This window comes from Burkholderia sp. MSMB1498 (assembly GCF_001526245.1).
GTDB classification, from domain to species: domain Bacteria; phylum Pseudomonadota; class Gammaproteobacteria; order Burkholderiales; family Burkholderiaceae; genus Burkholderia; species Burkholderia savannae.
Genome location: NZ_LOYJ01000076.1, coordinates 24,065 through 39,185, shown reverse-complemented (window position 1 = coordinate 39,185; position 15,121 = coordinate 24,065). Strand labels below are relative to the sequence as shown.

The window sequence follows — 15,121 nt, the reverse complement described above, 5'->3', positions numbered from 1 at the left end:
CCGGCGTCAACAGTGCGAATCGACCCAGAGGCGTCCCCAGCGGAACGCATAGGCGAGCGCGTGCTCTTCGTCGAAGAAGAAATCGATGGCGTCGAACGAGTAGGCGCGCGCGGGCGCGGGGCCGGCCTTCTCGATCGTGAGGTTCGCGGCGAACAGGCCGTTCGGCAAGCGCGCCGCGGCGGGCGCAACCTCATAACCCTTGTAGCGGATCGAACGATTCATGGCTTTCGCGAAGGGATGGAACGTGCGTGCAGCGTAAGCAATCGCCTCGCGCGCGTGAACCAATCTTTAAACGTAAGCAAATCACTCGGCGCGGGCGAATGGTCATGACCCAGGCATCTTCGTCGCATATGCGGCGCGCGACGGGGGGGCGCCGCACGCCGTGTCGCGAGCATGGACGGCCCCGCGTTCGACCGTGCGACAAACCCGGGCGATCGAGCGGGGAGGCGACGAGGCGATGCGTTGCCCGATGGCGGGGCGGCTTGCGCTCGCGATCGGGCAGTGAATGAGCGGGACCGACGATGAAGGAGACGAATCGGCGCGGCGACGTGCAGGCGCCGCGAGCGATCGACGGACGGACGAAGCGCTCGCCGCGCTGCGCCGCGTATGCGTTCAGCTCGTCGCGGCTTCCAGCGCCGGCGCAAGCGCGCCGCCGCCGGCGACGCGGGTCGCCGCGCGGTGCAATGCGAACGCGAGCGCGAATTCGGCGGCTTGCGCGCCGACGGTTTCGAGCTGCGCCGCGACCTTCGTGTCGGAGCAACTGTCGGCCGTTTCGAAGCGTGTCTCGAGCGTGTTGACCGCGGCGCCGAACGGCGTCGGCCAGCCGCGCAGCGCGTGGACGATCGCGCGCAGCGACGTCAGCACCGTGCCCGCCGCCTGCCAGCCATAGGCGGTGACGATGCAGCCGACCGCGCGCCCGTCGAGATAGGGACGCTCGTCGGCGCGCAGTTCCTCGAGCGTGTCGAGCGCATTCTTCACGAGGCCGGACACGCCGCCGTGGTAGCCGGGCGTCGCGATGACGATCGCATCGGCCGCGCGCACCGCGTCGATCAGCTCGTGCTGCGCGTCGGTGAGCGCGCGCCGCTCGGGCGCGTAGTGCGGCAGCGTGTGCAGGAACGGGCCGTCGAACAGGCGGGTGCGGGCGCCCGCGGCCTGCGCGCCGCGCAGCGCGAAGCCGAGCGCGCGCTCGGTCGACGAGGCCGCGCGGGTCGTGCCGCCGATGCCGACGATGAACGGCCGGCGATGTTGGTCGAATGCGGTCAAAGTGCGCTCCATGAGGGTGCGGCGCCTGGCTGAATCAGGCGGAGAGTTGCATGTTAGCGACCCAATCGGCGCCCGGGAAACGACTTTTCGTTCTATCGATATGCCCGGCGGCCGCCGGGCCGGCGTCGCGCGCGGCGCAATTGGATAGCAGAAATGCTTGGTTGGGATGCAGCGGACGGGCCGATATGATCGCTTCCGTCTCCTCCATGAAATCTTCTCTGACATGGGTTGGCCCCGCCGGTGGGAATGTCGGCGGGGCTTTTTTTCGTGTCCGCGCGCGGCGGATGCGGTGGCGGGTGCGCGCCCGGGCGAGCGGCGCGATGCCGTTGCCCGATTGTCGCCGCGTTCGAATCCGTTGCAGTGCTGCGGCGTGCCGCGCGCCTCGGATCGACGGCGAAGAGGGCGCTGCGGGCCGGTTCGTGTGATATCGCGCCATCTTATGGCCATGGCGCAAATCAAGAATCGCGATTGGATCGATATCCGCCGAGCGACGATCAGGCGAAACGCGCCGCGATTCAGGGGGGCGCTCGTGCGGCGCCTAGCCCGTTTCGCCTCGTCCATCGAGGATAGGCATCCAGGAGCGACATCGTATGGCCCGCGCGCTTCTTGTCGGGCACGACCGGCAACCGCGTATCCAACGAGGCCGTCGTGCAGGGCCTCGCCGCCGCCGACGTGTGGCCGCACCTCAACGACACGTCGGCGTGGCCGGGCTGTTACGAGGACGTATCCGACATACGCTTTCACGACGGCTTGGGTCCGACGCCGCGGCTCGGCGCGCGATTCAGGTTCATGACGTTCGGCTTCTCCGTCGAGGCGGGGGCGAGTACGAGCCCCCGCCCTCGGCCGGCCGGCGCGGATCGCATGGCACGGTCGGGGCGACGGTGCGAGCGACACGGCGCTCGACGTGCATCGCGCGTGGCTCTTCGAGGATTTGCCGGGCGGCCGCGTGCGCATCCTCACGCAGGAGACGCAGATCGGCCAGCCGGCGCGGGAGCTCGCCGCGACGAAGCCGAATTCGATGGTGAACGCGGGTCGGGCGTGGATCGACGGGCTCGCGGCGACGGCCGCGGCCGTCGCCGCGAAGGTTCGCGCGTAGCGTTGATGTTGCGCGCCGGGGTGTGTGCGCGGTTCGACGCGGTCGAGCGCGCCGCGTGCGGAGCGGCGACGCATCGCGCGCAGGCACGCGGTTCACGTCATGGAATGATCGGTTGCGTTGCGTTGCCTTGCAATTGCGGGCGAAGGCGAAGGTTGCGATGTCGACGCATACACGATGCGTCGACAAAGGGCTGCATAGTCGACAATGCCGACGCCGACGCCGACGCCGACGCCGACGCCGACGCCGACGCCGACGCCGACACCGACACCGACACCGACGCCGACACCGACACCGACACCGACACCGACACCGACACCGACACCGACACCGACACAAACGTACATGTGAATGCACATGCACATCGGACACGAGCATCGCACATCGCACATCGCACCGACGCGGACACGCTCGCATACGCCCATGCCCATTCACGTCCACGCACTCATGCAAACGGAAATGCCGACGCACTATACATGCATGCACATGCAAATGCGGCAAGGCACGCGCATGCATCCCGCCGCGTTGCAACGGCAAAGTCCAAACCAAAGCCGCTAGCCCACGCGCTTCCTCCGCGCGGCCGGCTTGCCCTTCGCGCCGCATGTCTGGAGCAGCCGCGCGTGCGCCGGATCGCGAAGGGCGCGTTCGTGCCGGACGGCGACCTTGTCGAATCCGGGAATCGCGAGCGGCGGGGCGCAGCATTGCGTCGATCTCGCCGAGCACGCGCGCGCTTGACGGAGCCCGCGAGCTCGAGCGCGCGCAGCGTCGGCACGACGCACGCGTTGCATGCGCACGAAGCGGGGCGCGGAACTTTCTAGGAGCCGGGTCGCCATGCCGCTCACCGCCGGCTGCGTCAGCGCGAACCGGGCGGCCGCGCGCGTCACGTTGCGTTCGTCGAGCGGCGCATCGAACGCCTTCAGCAGGTTGAAGTCGAGCATTCTGATATCGATCGCGATCGTCGACCGGAGTTGGCGGGCGGAGCGCGGCTCATGTCTCGATGGCGTCGCCGGCTCGAGCGCGCGACGGGCGAATCAACGGCGAACAGCGATGAACCGACACGAATCAGTCTGCGGAATTGCGCCGGGCGCGGATGCCCGCCGCATCGCCGCGCGCGCGGCGGAAAACGACAAATGCGCGGCGGCGAAAGCCCGCCCGGATGGGCCGCGGCGCTCGTTCGAGCCCCGATTGCGCATCGCGCAAATGCGCGTCGCGGCCCACGCGCGCGGCATGGGCCCGCGCGGCCGCGCGGGCCGCCCGCCGGGGCCGCGCCGCGCGCTGCGGCGCATCATCCGGATTGGCGGCCGCTTTCGTCCGCGCGCCGAAACGCTCGCTCGCATCACTTGTACAAACGTGTCGCATTTGCGCAAGCGTTTGTCGTAATTCGTCGGCTGCACGGGGTTTTTTCTGGCAACCATGTAGGCACGCTGTGACGGCGTATTTCCCCGCTCAACGAGGAGACGTTGCAATGGATGCCCCGAAGGTCGTAGTCGAAGGTCTGTGCAAGGTGTTTGGAAGCAATCCGCGGCAAGCGCTCGACATGCTCGCCGCGGGCGCGACGAAGGATGAAGTGTTCGCGCGCACGGGCCAGGTGGTCGGCGTGCACAACGTGTCGTTCGACGTGCGGGAAGGCGAGATTTTCGTGTTGATGGGCCTGTCCGGCTCCGGCAAGTCGACGCTGATCCGGCTCGTCAACCGGCTCGTCGAGCCGAGCGCCGGCAAGGTGATGATCGACGGGCGCGACGTCGCCGCGGTGCGCCGCGCGGAGCTGACCGCGCTGCGCCGCACGGACATGAGCATGGTGTTCCAGTCGTTCGCGCTGATGCCGCAGCGCACGGTGCTGTCGAACGCCGCGTTCGGGCTCGAAGTCGCCGGCATGAGCCGCAAGGACCGCGAGCGGCGCGCGATGGACGTGCTCGAGCAGGTGGGCCTCGCGCAGTTCGCGCACAAGCTGCCCGCCGAGCTTTCGGGCGGCATGCAGCAGCGCGTCGGCCTCGCGCGCGCGCTCGCCGTCAACCCGTCGCTGATGATCATGGACGAGGCATTCTCCGCGCTCGATCCGCTCAAGCGCAAGGAAATGCAGAACGTGCTGCTGCAGCTTCAGAAGGAGCAGCGCCGCACGATCATGTTCGTGTCGCACGATCTCGAGGAGGCGCTGCGCATCGGCAGCCGCATCGCGATCATGGAAGGCGGCCGGCTCGTGCAGGTCGGCACGCCGCAGGAGATCATCGCGAACCCCGCCGACGACTACGTGCGCGCGTTCTTCGAAGGCATCGACACGAGCCGCTACCTGACGGCGGGCGACCTGATGCTGACGGGCGCGGTGCCGCTCGTGTCGAAGCTCGATGCGACGCATGTCGCCGCGTCGCTGAACGGCAGCGCCGAATACGCGTTCGTGCTCGACGAGGCGCGCAAGATTCGCGGCTTCGTCACGCGCGACGCGCTGAACGGCGCGACGCCGAACGTGCGCCAGGTCGAAAGCATCCGGCGCGACGCGACGCTCGAGCACGTCGTCGAGCGCGTCGTCGCGCATTCGCACGCGCTGCCCGTCGTCGACGACGACGGCCGCTACTGCGGCTCGGTCGATCGGGCCGTGCTCCTGAAAGCCATTACGCGTTCGCGAGGTTCCCATGTCTGAACTCATTCCGCTCGGCAGCTGGGTCGACCAGACGGTTCACTATCTGCTCGACCACGACGCGAAGACGTTCGACGCGATCGGCCGCGCAATCGAAGGGCTCGCCGCGCTCGTCGAGCACGGGCTGCAGGCCGTGCCGATGTGGCTGATGATGGCGATCTTCATCGGCGTGGGGCTCTGGCGCGTCGGCTGGCGCTTCGCGATCTTCACCGCGGCGTCGCTGCTCCTGATCTTCGCGACGGGCTTCTGGGACCAGACGGTCGTCACGCTCGGGCTCACGCTGTCGTCGACGATCGTGAGCCTCGTGCTCGGCATTCCGCTCGGCATCTGGGCCGCGAAGAGCAAGTGGGTCGCCGCGATCGTGCGGCCGATCCTCGACCTGATGCAGACGATGCCCGCGTTCGTCTATCTGATTCCGGCCGCGATGCTGTTCGGCCTCGGCCGCGTGCCGGGCATCCTGTCGACGGTGATCTTCGCGATGCCGCCCGCGGTGCGCCTGACGAGCCTCGGCATCCGCCACGTGAACCGCGAGATCGTCGAGGCGGGGCAGGCGTTCGGATGCACGCCGTGGCAGCTGCTCTACAAGGTGCAGTTTCCGAACGCGTTGCCGTCGATCATGCAGGGCGTGAACCAGACGATCATGATGGCGCTGTCGATGGTGATCATCGCGTCGATGGTCGGCGCGGGCGGCCTCGGCAACGACGTGCTCGCGAGCATCCAGCGCCTCGACATCGGCCTCGGCTTCGAAAGCGGCCTGTCGGTCGTGCTGCTCGCGATCATTCTCGATCGCATCACCGAGAGCTTCGGCCGCGCGCCGGGCACGGCGAAGGCGCCGCTTTTCTCGGGCCTGCGGCAATGGCTCGGTCCGCGTTCGCGCTCGCCGGTCGCGCAGGCCTGACGCGTCCCGCACTCCCTCGCCTCTTCGTTTCGCCGATCCGGTCGTCTCCGGCGGGCCGTCCGCCGCCGGAGCGGCTTCGTGCAATCCGTTCGCTGGAGAACGATGTGACGTCCGCCGCCGCTGCCGCACCCGCCGACTGCGCCGAGCCGGTTTCCTCGGTCGCGCATTTCGGGTTCCTGACGTTGCCGAATTTCTCGATGATCGCGTTCACGAGCGCGGTCGAAGTGCTGCGCATGGCGAACTACGTCGCGCGCGCCGACCACTACCGCTGGTCGATCTTCTCGCTCGACGGCGCGCCCGTGCGCGCGAGCAACGGGATCGCGGTGCGGCCGACACAGCCGCTCGACCTCGACGATCCGCCCGACGCGATGATCGTCTGCGGCGGCATCCGGATTCGCGAGGCGGTCGATGAGCCGGTGCGCGGCGCGCTCGCGGCGCTCGCCGCGCGCGGCGTGCCGCTCGGCGGCATCTGCACGGGCGCGTACGCGCTGATGGCGTGCGGGCTGCTCGACGGCTACCGGTGCGCGGTGCATTGGGAGAACCTGTCGGCGCTGTATGCGGAGTTTCCGCAGGTGCGCTTCGCCGACGAGCTGTTCGTCGTCGATCGCGACCGCCTGACCTGCACCGGCGGCACCGCGCCGCTCGACCTGATGCTGAACCTCGTCGGCGCGCGGCTCGGGCCGCCGCTCGCCGCGCAGGTCTCCGAGCAGTTCATTCTCGAGCGCATTCGCGGCGCGACCGATCCGCAGCCGATTCCGGTCGACGCGCGCGTCGGCTTCTCACGCGCGGAGCTGATCGAAGTCGTGCGGCTGATGGAGGCGAACATCGAGGAGCCGCTGTCGCTCGAGGAGCTCGCGCGGCTCGTGCGGCTGTCGCAGCGCCATGTGCAACGGATGTTCAAGGTCTATCTGAACGTGTCGCCGACACATTACTACCTGACGCTGCGCCTGAAGCGCGCGCGCGATCTGCTGCGCACCACCGACGCGTCGATCGCGCGCGTGACGACGATCTGCGGCTTTCATTCGCCGTGCCATTTCAGCAAGGCGTACCGCGCGCAGTTCGGCCATGCGCCGAGCCACGAGCGGCGCGTGCCGGCGCGCTGAGCGCATCGAACGAAACGCGCGGCCGCCGGGATCGCGGCGCGCGTTCAAGCCACGAATCGATCCCATGTTGACGACATCTTTGTAGATGAGGAGAAGCACGATGAAGCGAAATCTGATCGCGGCGGCCTGCGGGCTCGCCATCGCGGCCGCGCCGCTCGCGAGCGCCCGGGCGGGCGATCCGCCGACCTGCAAGGCCGTGCGCTTTGCGGACGTCGGCTGGACCGACATCGCCGCGACGACGGGGCTCGCGTCGACGATGCTCGCCGGGCTCGGTTATGCGCCGACGAAGACGATCGCGTCGGTGCCGATCACGTTCGCCGGGATCAAGAGCAAGCAGATCGACGTGTTTCTCGGCTACTGGTCGCCGACGATGGACCCGATGATTGCGCCGTTCACGAAGGCAGGCACGATCAAGGTGCTCGCCGCGCCGAACCTGACGGGCGCGAAGTACACGCTCGCGGTGCCCGACTACGTGTACCAGGGCGGCCTGAAGTCGTTCGCCGACATCCAGAAGTACGCGGACAAGCTGAACGGCAAGATCTACGGGATCGAGCCCGGCAACGACGGCAACGCGCTCATCAAGAAGATGGTCGACGGCAACCAGTTCGGCCTCGGCAAGTTCAAGCTCGTCGAGTCGAGCGAGGCGGGGATGCTCGTCGAAGTGAACCGCGCGATCCGCGACAAGCAGTGGATCGTGTTCCTCGGCTGGGAGCCGCATCCGATGAACGTGCAGATGAAGATCGATTACCTGAGCGGCGGCGACGACGTGTTCGGCCCGAATTACGGCGAAGCGAAGGTGCTGACCGCGACGCCGCCCGATTACGCGGCGCGCTGCCCGAACGTCGCGAAGTTCGTGTCGAATCTGCAGTTCACGACGTCGATCGAGAATCACGTGATGCTGCCGATCATGAACAAGGAAGAGCCGAACAAGGCGGCGGCCGAATGGCTGAAGGCGAACCCGCAGTCGCTCGACAAGTGGCTCGCCGGCGTGACGACGTTCGACGGCAAGCCGGGCCTGCCCGCCGTCAAGCATTACCTCGGCATCCAGTAACGCCGGGTTCGCCGCGCGAGGCGGGCACAGCCCCGCGTCGCGCGGCCGTCGGCCGCTTGGTCGTCGGCGCGCGTCGCCGAAGCGGGCGGTCGCCTTCCTTCCCCTGAAACCTTCCGGCCATCGGCGCCCGTCGCGCGCCGTGCTCCCCGGACGCCTCCAAAAAGCAGAAAGCTGAAAGTTTTCTTAGAGCCCGTTTGGAAATGCAAATTTCCGCCCTCGTAGCCACGCTGATGTAGCGCGCTGCTTTGCAAGTAGCCCGTCGGCAAGGAGTGCAGGCGTGGACCAGATGAGCTGGAATTCGCCATTTCATCAATTTTCAAACGGGCTCTTGGAATTTCCCGCATACGCTGTAACGGGGGCAAAAGAAATGCGCCGGGCCGTTCTGTTCATCTTCGTCGCGTGCGCGGCGTTCACGCATCGACGCGGAAAGGTGCGTCACGGGTTCTTCCGCCAACTGCCCGATCACTCGACGTTTACCGCTCCGCTCAATTGTTTCGCTTACGCGTTCTCCACCGTGCCGAATACGCCGTATTCGACGAGTCGCATTTTCCGGAGTTCGCGATCCTCAGGCGCGAGTGGAACACGTTCCGCGACGAGGCGCTCGCGTTGCGCGACGACAGCCGGATCAAGGCGTCGGGCGAGTACGACGACATCGGCTTCAATTCGTTCTTCCGCAAGGGCTGGAAGCGGTTCTGCCTGAAGTGGTACGACCGTCCGCATCCGTCGGCGCTCGCGCATCGTCCGCGCTCGCTCGCGATCCTGTCGAAGATTCCGTCGGTAAAGGCGGCGATGCTCGCGCAGCTGCCGCCGGGGGGCAAGCTCGGGCTGCATCGCGATCCGTACGCCGGGTCGCTGCGCGATCACCTCGGGCTCGCGACGCCGAACGACGCCGAACGACGACGAATGCGCGATCGTCGTCGACGGCGATCCGTACGCGTGGCGCGACGGCGAGGCGGTGATGTTCGACGAAACCTATCTGCATTGGGCCGAGAGCCGCACCGATCAGGACCGCATCATTCTGTTCCGCGACATCGAGCGGCCGATGCGATACCGCTGGGCGCAGGCGGTGAACGGCGCGATCGGCGGCGCTCGGATGCGCGCGGCGGCGTCGCCGAACGAAACGGGTGACCGCACGGGAGGCCTGAACCGGCTGTTCCGCTATCTATACGCGATCCGGCGCGTCGGCAAGCGGATGAAGGCGTGGAATCGCACCGCCTATTACGTCGTCAAGTGGGCGCTGTTCGGCCGGCTACTCGTCGCGATACCGTGGCGGTGAGCGTTCGCTCGCGCGCGCCGTTTCGCTTCCGGCGTCGCCGGCGCGGCGTTGGCTGCCGGATCAGAAGAAATCGAGCGCGCCGAACACCTTGTTCGCCTTTCGCTTCGCGTCGCTCGCCAGGTTGCTGTCCTCGACCGCCTGCTTCGCGACCTGCGTGCCGACGTTCTTGACGACGCTCAACACCGCCGACACCGGATTGAAGCGGCCCTTCGTGACGATGTCGACGACCGCCCTGCCGATGCCCTTGAACACCGCGACGATATATTTGCCGGCCTGCTCGAAGCCCCATTGGAGATTGTCCTTGTTGGTGCCGTCGAGCCGTACGTGCGTGTCGCTCGTCTGGTCGAGCTGGTGACCGGTTTCGCGCAGATGCTGCCAGCCGCCGCCCACGACGTCCTGCAGCAGGCCCGCTTCGGTGCCGTGCCGCGCGTCGCCGTCCTTCGTGAACCCGTCGATCTTGCCGTCGCCGACGACGTCGTTCGGCCGCTCGCCGCCTTCGCGGTTCTTCGCGCTCTTCACGTACGTGAGCAGCGCCGCGGCCTTGTATGCCTGATCGGGATCGTTGTACATGTCGCCGCCGACGAACTGGTTCAGCTTGTCGCGGATGCCGCTCTGGTTGCCGAGGTGCTTGAGGAGCGGATTGTCGTCGATGATCCGCTGCGCGGTGCGGTTGTCGCCGGGCGGGCGTTTCGTCTGCGCGTCCGGCATTTGCGCCGCAAAGCGCGCCATCGACGGATCGGGCGATGCGACGCAGCGCGCGGGCGGCGCATCGTTCGGCGCATCGTTCGGCGATTCGACGAGCGACAGCGGGGCGTCGGCATCGGCCGCAGACGTCATCGCGAACCGCAGCGGCGGCTGCGACGAATGCGGCGTTCGCTGCGAATCGGGCCCGCCGCATTCGCGGATCGCTTGTCGAACCAGTCGTTTCAATTGTTGCCGGACATTGGCGTCGATGTCGGCGTCGATCGAGGACGGCAACCGCTCGTCGCCGAACGAGGCTGCAAGGTTCGTGGCGAGCGGGGCGCCGACGATGTTGCCGGGAATTCGGATCATGGGCGTGCGGGTGGAGGCGGCCGACAGCGGCCGATGCCCGCAATCTTATGAGCGGGGCGGCGCGCCGCACGCGCGCGGCGCGAAGGGCGAGCGCGGAAAGCGAAGCGTTGTGTGGCGAAGCGGTGCGGCGCGCGTTGTCGCGATTCCCGAGATTTCCGAGATTCCCGAGATTCCCGAGATTCCCGAGATTCCCGAGATTCCCGAGATTCCCGTGATTCCCGTGATTGCCGCGTGCGCGGCGCGCGGCTGGCCGTGGGGCGACGCGAGCGGCGCGGCCGGCGCAAGCCCGCCGTCGGCGTGAGCGGGCCCTAGACCGGAATCGCGCCGCCGCGCAGCCGGATCGCGACGCGCACGATCCGGATCAGCGCGCCCGACAGCAGCGCGAGCGCGGTCGGCAGGTCGCGGCGGCGGATGTCGAGCAGCAGCACGATCCGCACGTCGTCGCTCTCGTTCCAGACTTCGTGCTCGAACGTGTCGTCCCATAGCAGGAACTGGCCGTCGTCGAGGCGGTAGTCGCGGCCGTCGATCTTCAGGACGGCGGCGGGCGCGCCGTCAGCGCGCCTGGGCATCGACAGCACCAGATAGCCGCGCAGGATGCCGCGAAACGGCCCGCGGTGCGGCGGGATGTGCTTGCCCGGCGCGAGAAACGAGAACGACGCGGACAGCACGTCGGGCGACGCCGCGACGATCGACGCGAGCGTCGGGCAGCGCCCGAGGTTCTGCGGGAAGCGCACGCCGTATGCCTGCATGATGAACATGCGCCAGTCGCGCGCGTCGTTCGCGGAGATCGCCGCCTGCTCGCGCATGATCTCGTGGAAGCGCGGAATCCGGCTCAGGTCGCGCGACACCGCGAGCGCTTCGTCGCGGATCGCGCGCCACGCGCCCGTGAAGCGCGCGGCGTCCGGAAACAGCGCGGCCGCGTCCAGCTCGGCGCCGCAATGGATTCGTCGATCGTAGAGGTCGCGCAGCTTGCGCGCGCCGAAATCGTAGATGGCAGCCATATCCAGGCGTTCGTCGGGCAGACGCGTCGGGCGCGGCCGGCCGGTCGGTCGTCCGGCGGCGCGCCGCGTGAAATCAAGGACCGGGTTCTTATAACGATAGTCGCAAACGCGGCGCGTTGCGCGTTCGCCGGCCGCCGCGCCGCGTTTCGTCGGGTTTCGTCGCGTTTCATTTCGTTTCATCACGCCCCGGTGGTGGTCCGCGTCGGTCGCCCGAGTAGCGTAGCGCCCCGCGTGCGAGGCGCGCATGCGTTTGTCGCGTGGAAGCGAACGATCGGCGAAACGTAAGCGGGTTCGCGGCGGCGCGGAGAAAGGGAACGCCGGCCGAGCGCGGCGCGCGGCTGGTGGCGACGTGTCGGGGCAGGCGGGGGAGGCGCGTCGGGCGTATCCGCGCGGTGCGGGCGGCCGCACCGCGCGGCGCGGCGGGCGAATCGCACGCTCGAATCGTCGGCTTGAATCGTCGGCTCGAATCGCGGGCTCAAATCGCAGACTCAAATCCCAAGCCCGAATCCCAAGCCCGAATGGAACCGATTCGGCGCGCCCGCCCGCCGCGCAGCGCGGGCGGCGCGGTTTAGCGCCGATCGTCGTCGACGTAGTTGCGGATCACGTCGACGAAGCTCGCATCGCCCTTCAGGCCGAGCGCTTCGGCGCGCGACGTGTCCCATCGCCCCGGCCAGCTGCCGACGATCTTCACGACGCGCTCGTCCTCGGCGCGGCGGATCAGCTTCACCGCGTCGATGCCGGCGACTTCGCGCAGCGCGTCGATCATTTCGTCAACCGTCACCGAGATTCCCGGCAGGTTGATCACGCGCCGGTTGCCGAGCTTCGCGCCGTCGAGCTCGCAGCCGGCGACGAGCGCGTCGATCGCGCGGCGCGGCGACAGCAGCCAAAGCCGCGTGCCGCCCGGCACCGGGCACACCGCTTCCTCGCCGTTCAGCGGCTCGCGAATGATCCCGCTCGCGAACGACGAGGCCGCCGCGTTCGGCCGGCCCGGCCGCACGCTGATCGTCGGCAGCCGCAGCACGCGGCCGTCGACGAAGCCGCGGCGCGTATAGTCCGACAGCAGCAGCTCGGCGATCGCCTTCTGCACGCCGTACGACGACTGCGGATCGAGCGCGGTGTCGTCCTCGACGAGCTCGGGCAGCGCGCCGCCGTACACCGCGACCGAACTCGTGAACACGATGCGCGGCCGGTGCCCGCGCGCGCGGCACACGTCGAGCAACAGGCGCGACGCGTCGAGGTTGATGCGCATCCCGAGGTCGAAATCGGCTTCCGCCTGGCCGCTGACGATCGCGGCGAGATGGAAGATCGCGTGCGTGCGCGCGTCGATCGCGGCGTCGAGCACGGCGCGCTCGCCGATGTCGCCGACGATCGCGCTCACGCGCGGATCGCCGAAGTCGCCGCCCTTGACGACGTCGAGCAGCACGAGCTCGTCGATCCGCCGCGGCGCGCCGTCCGGGCCGGCCAGTTCGCCGCGCGCGAGCAGCTGTTTCGCGAGACGCTGGCCGAGAAAGCCGGCGCCGCCAGTGATCAGAACCTTCATCGCAATGTGCCTCGTGAGAATGCGGGATTACAGGTAGGGTGCGAGCCAGCCGAGGCCCTCGGACGTGCCGGCCCTCGGCCGATACTCGCAGCCGATCCAGCCGTCGTAGCCGAGCGCGTCGATCAGCTGGAACAGATACGGATAGTGGATTTCGCCGACGTCGGGCTCGTGCCGCTCGGGCACGCCGGCGATCTGGATGTGGCCGATGCCCGCGATGTCGCGCGTCAATTTCGTCGCCAGATCGCCTTCGACGATCTGGCAGTGATAGCAGTCGAACTGCACCTTCAGGTTTGGCGCGCCGACTTCGCGGCAGATCGCCTGCGCGTCGTCCTGGCGGTTCAGGAAGAAGCCCGGCATGTCGCGCGGGTTGATCGGCTCGATGACGATCGTCGCGTTCTGCGCGCGCGCCGCTTCGGCCGCGTGCGCGAGATTGCGCAGGTACGTGTCGCGGTGCTTCGCGCGATCCTGCTCCGGTGCGATCAGGCCCGCCATCACGTGGATCTTGTCGTTGCCGATCACGCGCGCGTAGCCGAGCGCGGTGTCGATCGCGCGCTTGAACTCGTCCTCGCGGCCCGGCAGCGACGCGATGCCGCGCTCGCCCGCCGCCCAGTCGCCGGGCGGCGCGTTGAAGAGCGCCTGCACGAGGCCGTTCGCGTCGAGGCGCGATTTCAGCTCGGCGGCGGGGAAGTCGTACGGAAACAGGTACTCGACCGCCTTGAAGCCGTCGCGTGCCGCGGCGGCGAAGCGCTCGAGGAACGCGTGCTCGTTGTACATCATCGTGAGGTTGGCGGCGAAGCGTGGCATGGCGTCGGTTCCAGGTCCGGAGGTTGAAAGGCGGGCGGCACGGCGCGCATTCCGGCGTGCGCCGCGCCGCCGACGATCGATTATCGGTTGACGAGCTTCGCCGGCGTGAGCCACACGGCGATCGCGCCGATCACGAGCATCGCGGCGAGCACGTACATGCCGGCGGACGTGCTGCTCGTCGCGTCCTTCAGATAGCCGATCAGATAGGGGCTCGCGAAGCCGGCGAGGTTGCCGATCGAGTTGATGATCGCGATGCCGGCCGCGGCGCCCGTGCCCGCGAGGAACGCGGTCGGCAGCGACCAGAAGAGCGGCGCGCAGGTGAGCACGCCGCCCGCGGCGATCGACAGGAACAGGATCGACACGGTGGTGTTGTGCGAGTACGCGGCGGCCACCGAGAAGCCGGCGGTGCCCATCAGCGCGGGCACGATCAGGTGCCAGCGGCGCTCGCGGCGCTTGTCCGCGCTGTGGCCGAAGAGATTCATCGCGACGATCGCGAACGCGAACGGAATCGCGCTCAGCAGGCCGATCTGCAGCGTATCGGTGATGCCCGTCGATTTGACGAGCGTCGGCATCCAGAACGTGAGCCCGTACTGGCCGGTGACGAACGTGAAATAGATCAGCGACATCCACCACATGCGCGGATCGCGCAGCACGCTCGCGAGCGAGTGCGCGTGCTTGTCGCGCTCGTGCGGCTGCGCGTCGATCGCGTCGGTCAGCAGCTTTTTCTCGCGCTCGGTGAGCCACTTCGCGCCGCGGATGCTGTTGTCGAGATAGAGGATCGTCGCGATGCCGATCGCGATCGCGGGCACCGCCTCGATCACGAACATCCATTGCCAGCCCTGAAAGCCCGAGCCGCCGTGGAAGCGCTCCATGATCCAGCCGGACAGCGGATTGCCGAAGATGCCCGACACCGGAATCGCCGACATGAACACCGCGATGATCTTCGCGCGGCGGTGCGTCGGGAACCAGTACGTGAGGTACAGGATCACGCCCGGATAGAAGCCCGCTTCCGCGAGGCCGAGCAGGAAGCGCAGCACGTAGAACTGCGTCGGCGTCTTCACGAACGCGAAGAGCGCGGACAGCAGGCCCCAGGTGATCATGATCCGCGCGATCCAGATGCGCGCGCCGATCCGGTGCATCAGCATGTTGCTCGGGAGCTCGAACAGGAAATAGCCGAGAAAGAAGATGCCCGCGCCGAGGCCGAACACGGTCTCGCTGAACGCGAGATCCTGCGACATCTGCAGCTTCGCGAAGCCGACGTTCACGCGGTCCAGGTACGCGACCACGTAGCAGAGCATCAGGAACGGCACGATGCGCCAGAACACTTTCTTGTAGGTCAGATCGAGCTCGGCCTGTCCGGCCGCCTCGAGCGGCCGGGCCGCGGCTGCTTGGCTGGGAATCATTTCC

Annotated in this window: 14 protein-coding genes and 2 pseudogenes; 7 read left to right on the top strand and 9 right to left on the bottom strand. The window is 68.1% G+C overall.

Annotated elements, in window-relative coordinates:
* Positions 1-6: 6 nt before the first annotated feature.
* From WS91_RS17310 to WS91_RS35975, 3 genes are all read right to left on the bottom strand, one after another.
* A complete protein-coding gene (locus tag WS91_RS17310; RefSeq protein ID WP_004198708.1) occupies positions 7-222 on the bottom strand; it encodes a hypothetical protein in 216 nt (71 codons plus the stop codon).
* 390 nt (positions 223-612) lie between these two features.
* Positions 613-1,275, bottom strand: coding sequence for an NADPH-dependent FMN reductase (locus WS91_RS17305; RefSeq protein ID WP_059575914.1), 663 nt, complete (start codon positions 1,273-1,275; stop codon positions 613-615).
* 22 nt (positions 1,276-1,297) lie between these two features.
* Complete coding sequence (locus tag WS91_RS35975) at positions 1,298-1,471, bottom strand: hypothetical protein (RefSeq protein ID WP_156432385.1); 174 nt, start codon at positions 1,469-1,471, stop codon at positions 1,298-1,300.
* Between the two features lie 696 nt (positions 1,472-2,167).
* Between WS91_RS35975 and WS91_RS37970 the strand changes: the two genes are divergently transcribed.
* The gene (locus WS91_RS37970; protein WP_331458215.1) at positions 2,168-2,359 is read left to right on the top strand and encodes a hypothetical protein; all 192 of its coding nucleotides are present in this window, start codon (positions 2,168-2,170) and stop codon (positions 2,357-2,359) included.
* Between the two features lie 92 nt (positions 2,360-2,451).
* Here the strand turns inward: WS91_RS37970 and WS91_RS36880 are convergent, their stop codons facing one another.
* Positions 2,452-2,715, bottom strand: coding sequence for a hypothetical protein (locus WS91_RS36880; protein WP_197422246.1), 264 nt, complete (start codon positions 2,713-2,715; stop codon positions 2,452-2,454).
* 821 nt (positions 2,716-3,536) lie between these two features.
* On the opposite strand from WS91_RS36880, the pseudogene WS91_RS17280 reads away from it, so the two are divergent.
* The 5 genes and pseudogenes from WS91_RS17280 to WS91_RS17260 form a co-directional block, all read left to right on the top strand.
* Positions 3,537-4,991: pseudogene (locus WS91_RS17280) on the top strand (quaternary amine ABC transporter ATP-binding protein); the annotation flags it as partial.
* Positions 4,984-5,886, top strand: a complete 903-nt coding sequence (choW, locus tag WS91_RS17275; RefSeq protein WP_038753230.1) for a choline ABC transporter permease subunit — start codon at positions 4,984-4,986, stop codon at positions 5,884-5,886. The pseudogene WS91_RS17280 and the gene choW, both read left to right, overlap by 8 nt.
* Positions 5,887-5,990: 104 nt before the next feature.
* The gene (locus tag WS91_RS17270; RefSeq protein ID WP_038753232.1) at positions 5,991-6,989 is read left to right on the top strand and encodes a GlxA family transcriptional regulator; all 999 of its coding nucleotides are present in this window, start codon (positions 5,991-5,993) and stop codon (positions 6,987-6,989) included.
* A 100-nt stretch (positions 6,990-7,089) separates the two neighbouring features.
* Positions 7,090-8,040, top strand: coding sequence for a choline ABC transporter substrate-binding protein (locus WS91_RS17265; RefSeq protein ID WP_059575909.1), 951 nt, complete (start codon positions 7,090-7,092; stop codon positions 8,038-8,040).
* 367 nt (positions 8,041-8,407) lie between these two features.
* Positions 8,408-9,316: pseudogene (locus WS91_RS17260) on the top strand (aspartyl/asparaginyl beta-hydroxylase domain-containing protein).
* 60 nt (positions 9,317-9,376) lie between these two features.
* Here the strand turns inward: WS91_RS17260 and WS91_RS17255 are convergent.
* A complete protein-coding gene (locus WS91_RS17255) occupies positions 9,377-10,369 on the bottom strand; it encodes a hypothetical protein (RefSeq protein WP_059670678.1) in 993 nt (330 codons plus the stop codon).
* Between the two features lie 109 nt (positions 10,370-10,478).
* Here WS91_RS17255 and WS91_RS36875 point away from each other — a divergent pair, with 109 nt between their 5' ends.
* The gene (locus WS91_RS36875) at positions 10,479-10,670 is read left to right on the top strand and encodes a hypothetical protein (RefSeq protein WP_197422245.1); all 192 of its coding nucleotides are present in this window, start codon (positions 10,479-10,481) and stop codon (positions 10,668-10,670) included.
* Positions 10,671-10,677: 7 nt separating this feature from the next.
* Here WS91_RS36875 and WS91_RS17245 read toward each other — a convergent pair whose 3' ends face one another.
* From WS91_RS17245 to WS91_RS17230, 4 genes are all read right to left on the bottom strand, one after another.
* Positions 10,678-11,370: an aspartyl/asparaginyl beta-hydroxylase domain-containing protein gene (locus WS91_RS17245; RefSeq protein ID WP_059670685.1), complete on the bottom strand. Its 693-nt coding sequence runs from the start codon at positions 11,368-11,370 to the stop codon at positions 10,678-10,680.
* A 568-nt stretch (positions 11,371-11,938) separates the two neighbouring features.
* Positions 11,939-12,910 carry a D-erythronate dehydrogenase gene (gene denD / locus WS91_RS17240; RefSeq protein ID WP_059575904.1) on the bottom strand — a complete coding sequence of 324 codons (972 nt, stop codon included), beginning with the start codon at positions 12,908-12,910 and terminating at the stop codon, positions 11,939-11,941.
* Between the two features lie 27 nt (positions 12,911-12,937).
* Complete coding sequence (gene otnI, locus WS91_RS17235) at positions 12,938-13,714, bottom strand: 2-oxo-tetronate isomerase (protein ID WP_059670676.1); 777 nt, start codon at positions 13,712-13,714, stop codon at positions 12,938-12,940.
* Between the two features lie 80 nt (positions 13,715-13,794).
* Complete coding sequence (locus WS91_RS17230) at positions 13,795-15,117, bottom strand: MFS transporter (RefSeq protein ID WP_059646978.1); 1,323 nt, start codon at positions 15,115-15,117, stop codon at positions 13,795-13,797.
* Between the last annotated feature and the right edge of the window lie 4 nt (positions 15,118-15,121).

Excerpts from the sequence above, each read along its gene's own strand:
- WS91_RS17310 (WP_004198708.1), bottom strand. The coding sequence starts at position 222 with ATGAATCGTTCGATCCGCTACAAGGGTTATGAGGTTGCGCCCGCCGCG.
- WS91_RS17230 (WP_059646978.1), bottom strand. The coding sequence starts at position 15,117 with ATGATTCCCAGCCAAGCAGCCGCGGCCCGGCCGCTCGAGGCGGCCGGA.
- WS91_RS17255 (WP_059670678.1), bottom strand. The coding sequence starts at position 10,369 with ATGATCCGAATTCCCGGCAACATCGTCGGCGCCCCGCTCGCCACGAAC.
- otnI (WP_059670676.1), bottom strand. The coding sequence starts at position 13,714 with ATGCCACGCTTCGCCGCCAACCTCACGATGATGTACAACGAGCACGCG.
- WS91_RS17265 (WP_059575909.1), top strand. The coding sequence starts at position 7,090 with ATGAAGCGAAATCTGATCGCGGCGGCCTGCGGGCTCGCCATCGCGGCC.
- WS91_RS17305 (WP_059575914.1), bottom strand. The coding sequence starts at position 1,275 with ATGGAGCGCACTTTGACCGCATTCGACCAACATCGCCGGCCGTTCATC.
- WS91_RS35975 (WP_156432385.1), bottom strand. The coding sequence starts at position 1,471 with ATGGAGGAGACGGAAGCGATCATATCGGCCCGTCCGCTGCATCCCAAC.
- WS91_RS36880 (WP_197422246.1), bottom strand. The coding sequence starts at position 2,715 with ATGTGCATTCACATGTACGTTTGTGTCGGTGTCGGTGTCGGTGTCGGT.
- choW (WP_038753230.1), top strand. The coding sequence starts at position 4,984 with ATGTCTGAACTCATTCCGCTCGGCAGCTGGGTCGACCAGACGGTTCAC.
- denD (WP_059575904.1), bottom strand. The coding sequence starts at position 12,910 with ATGAAGGTTCTGATCACTGGCGGCGCCGGCTTTCTCGGCCAGCGTCTC.
- WS91_RS17245 (WP_059670685.1), bottom strand. The coding sequence starts at position 11,370 with ATGGCTGCCATCTACGATTTCGGCGCGCGCAAGCTGCGCGACCTCTAC.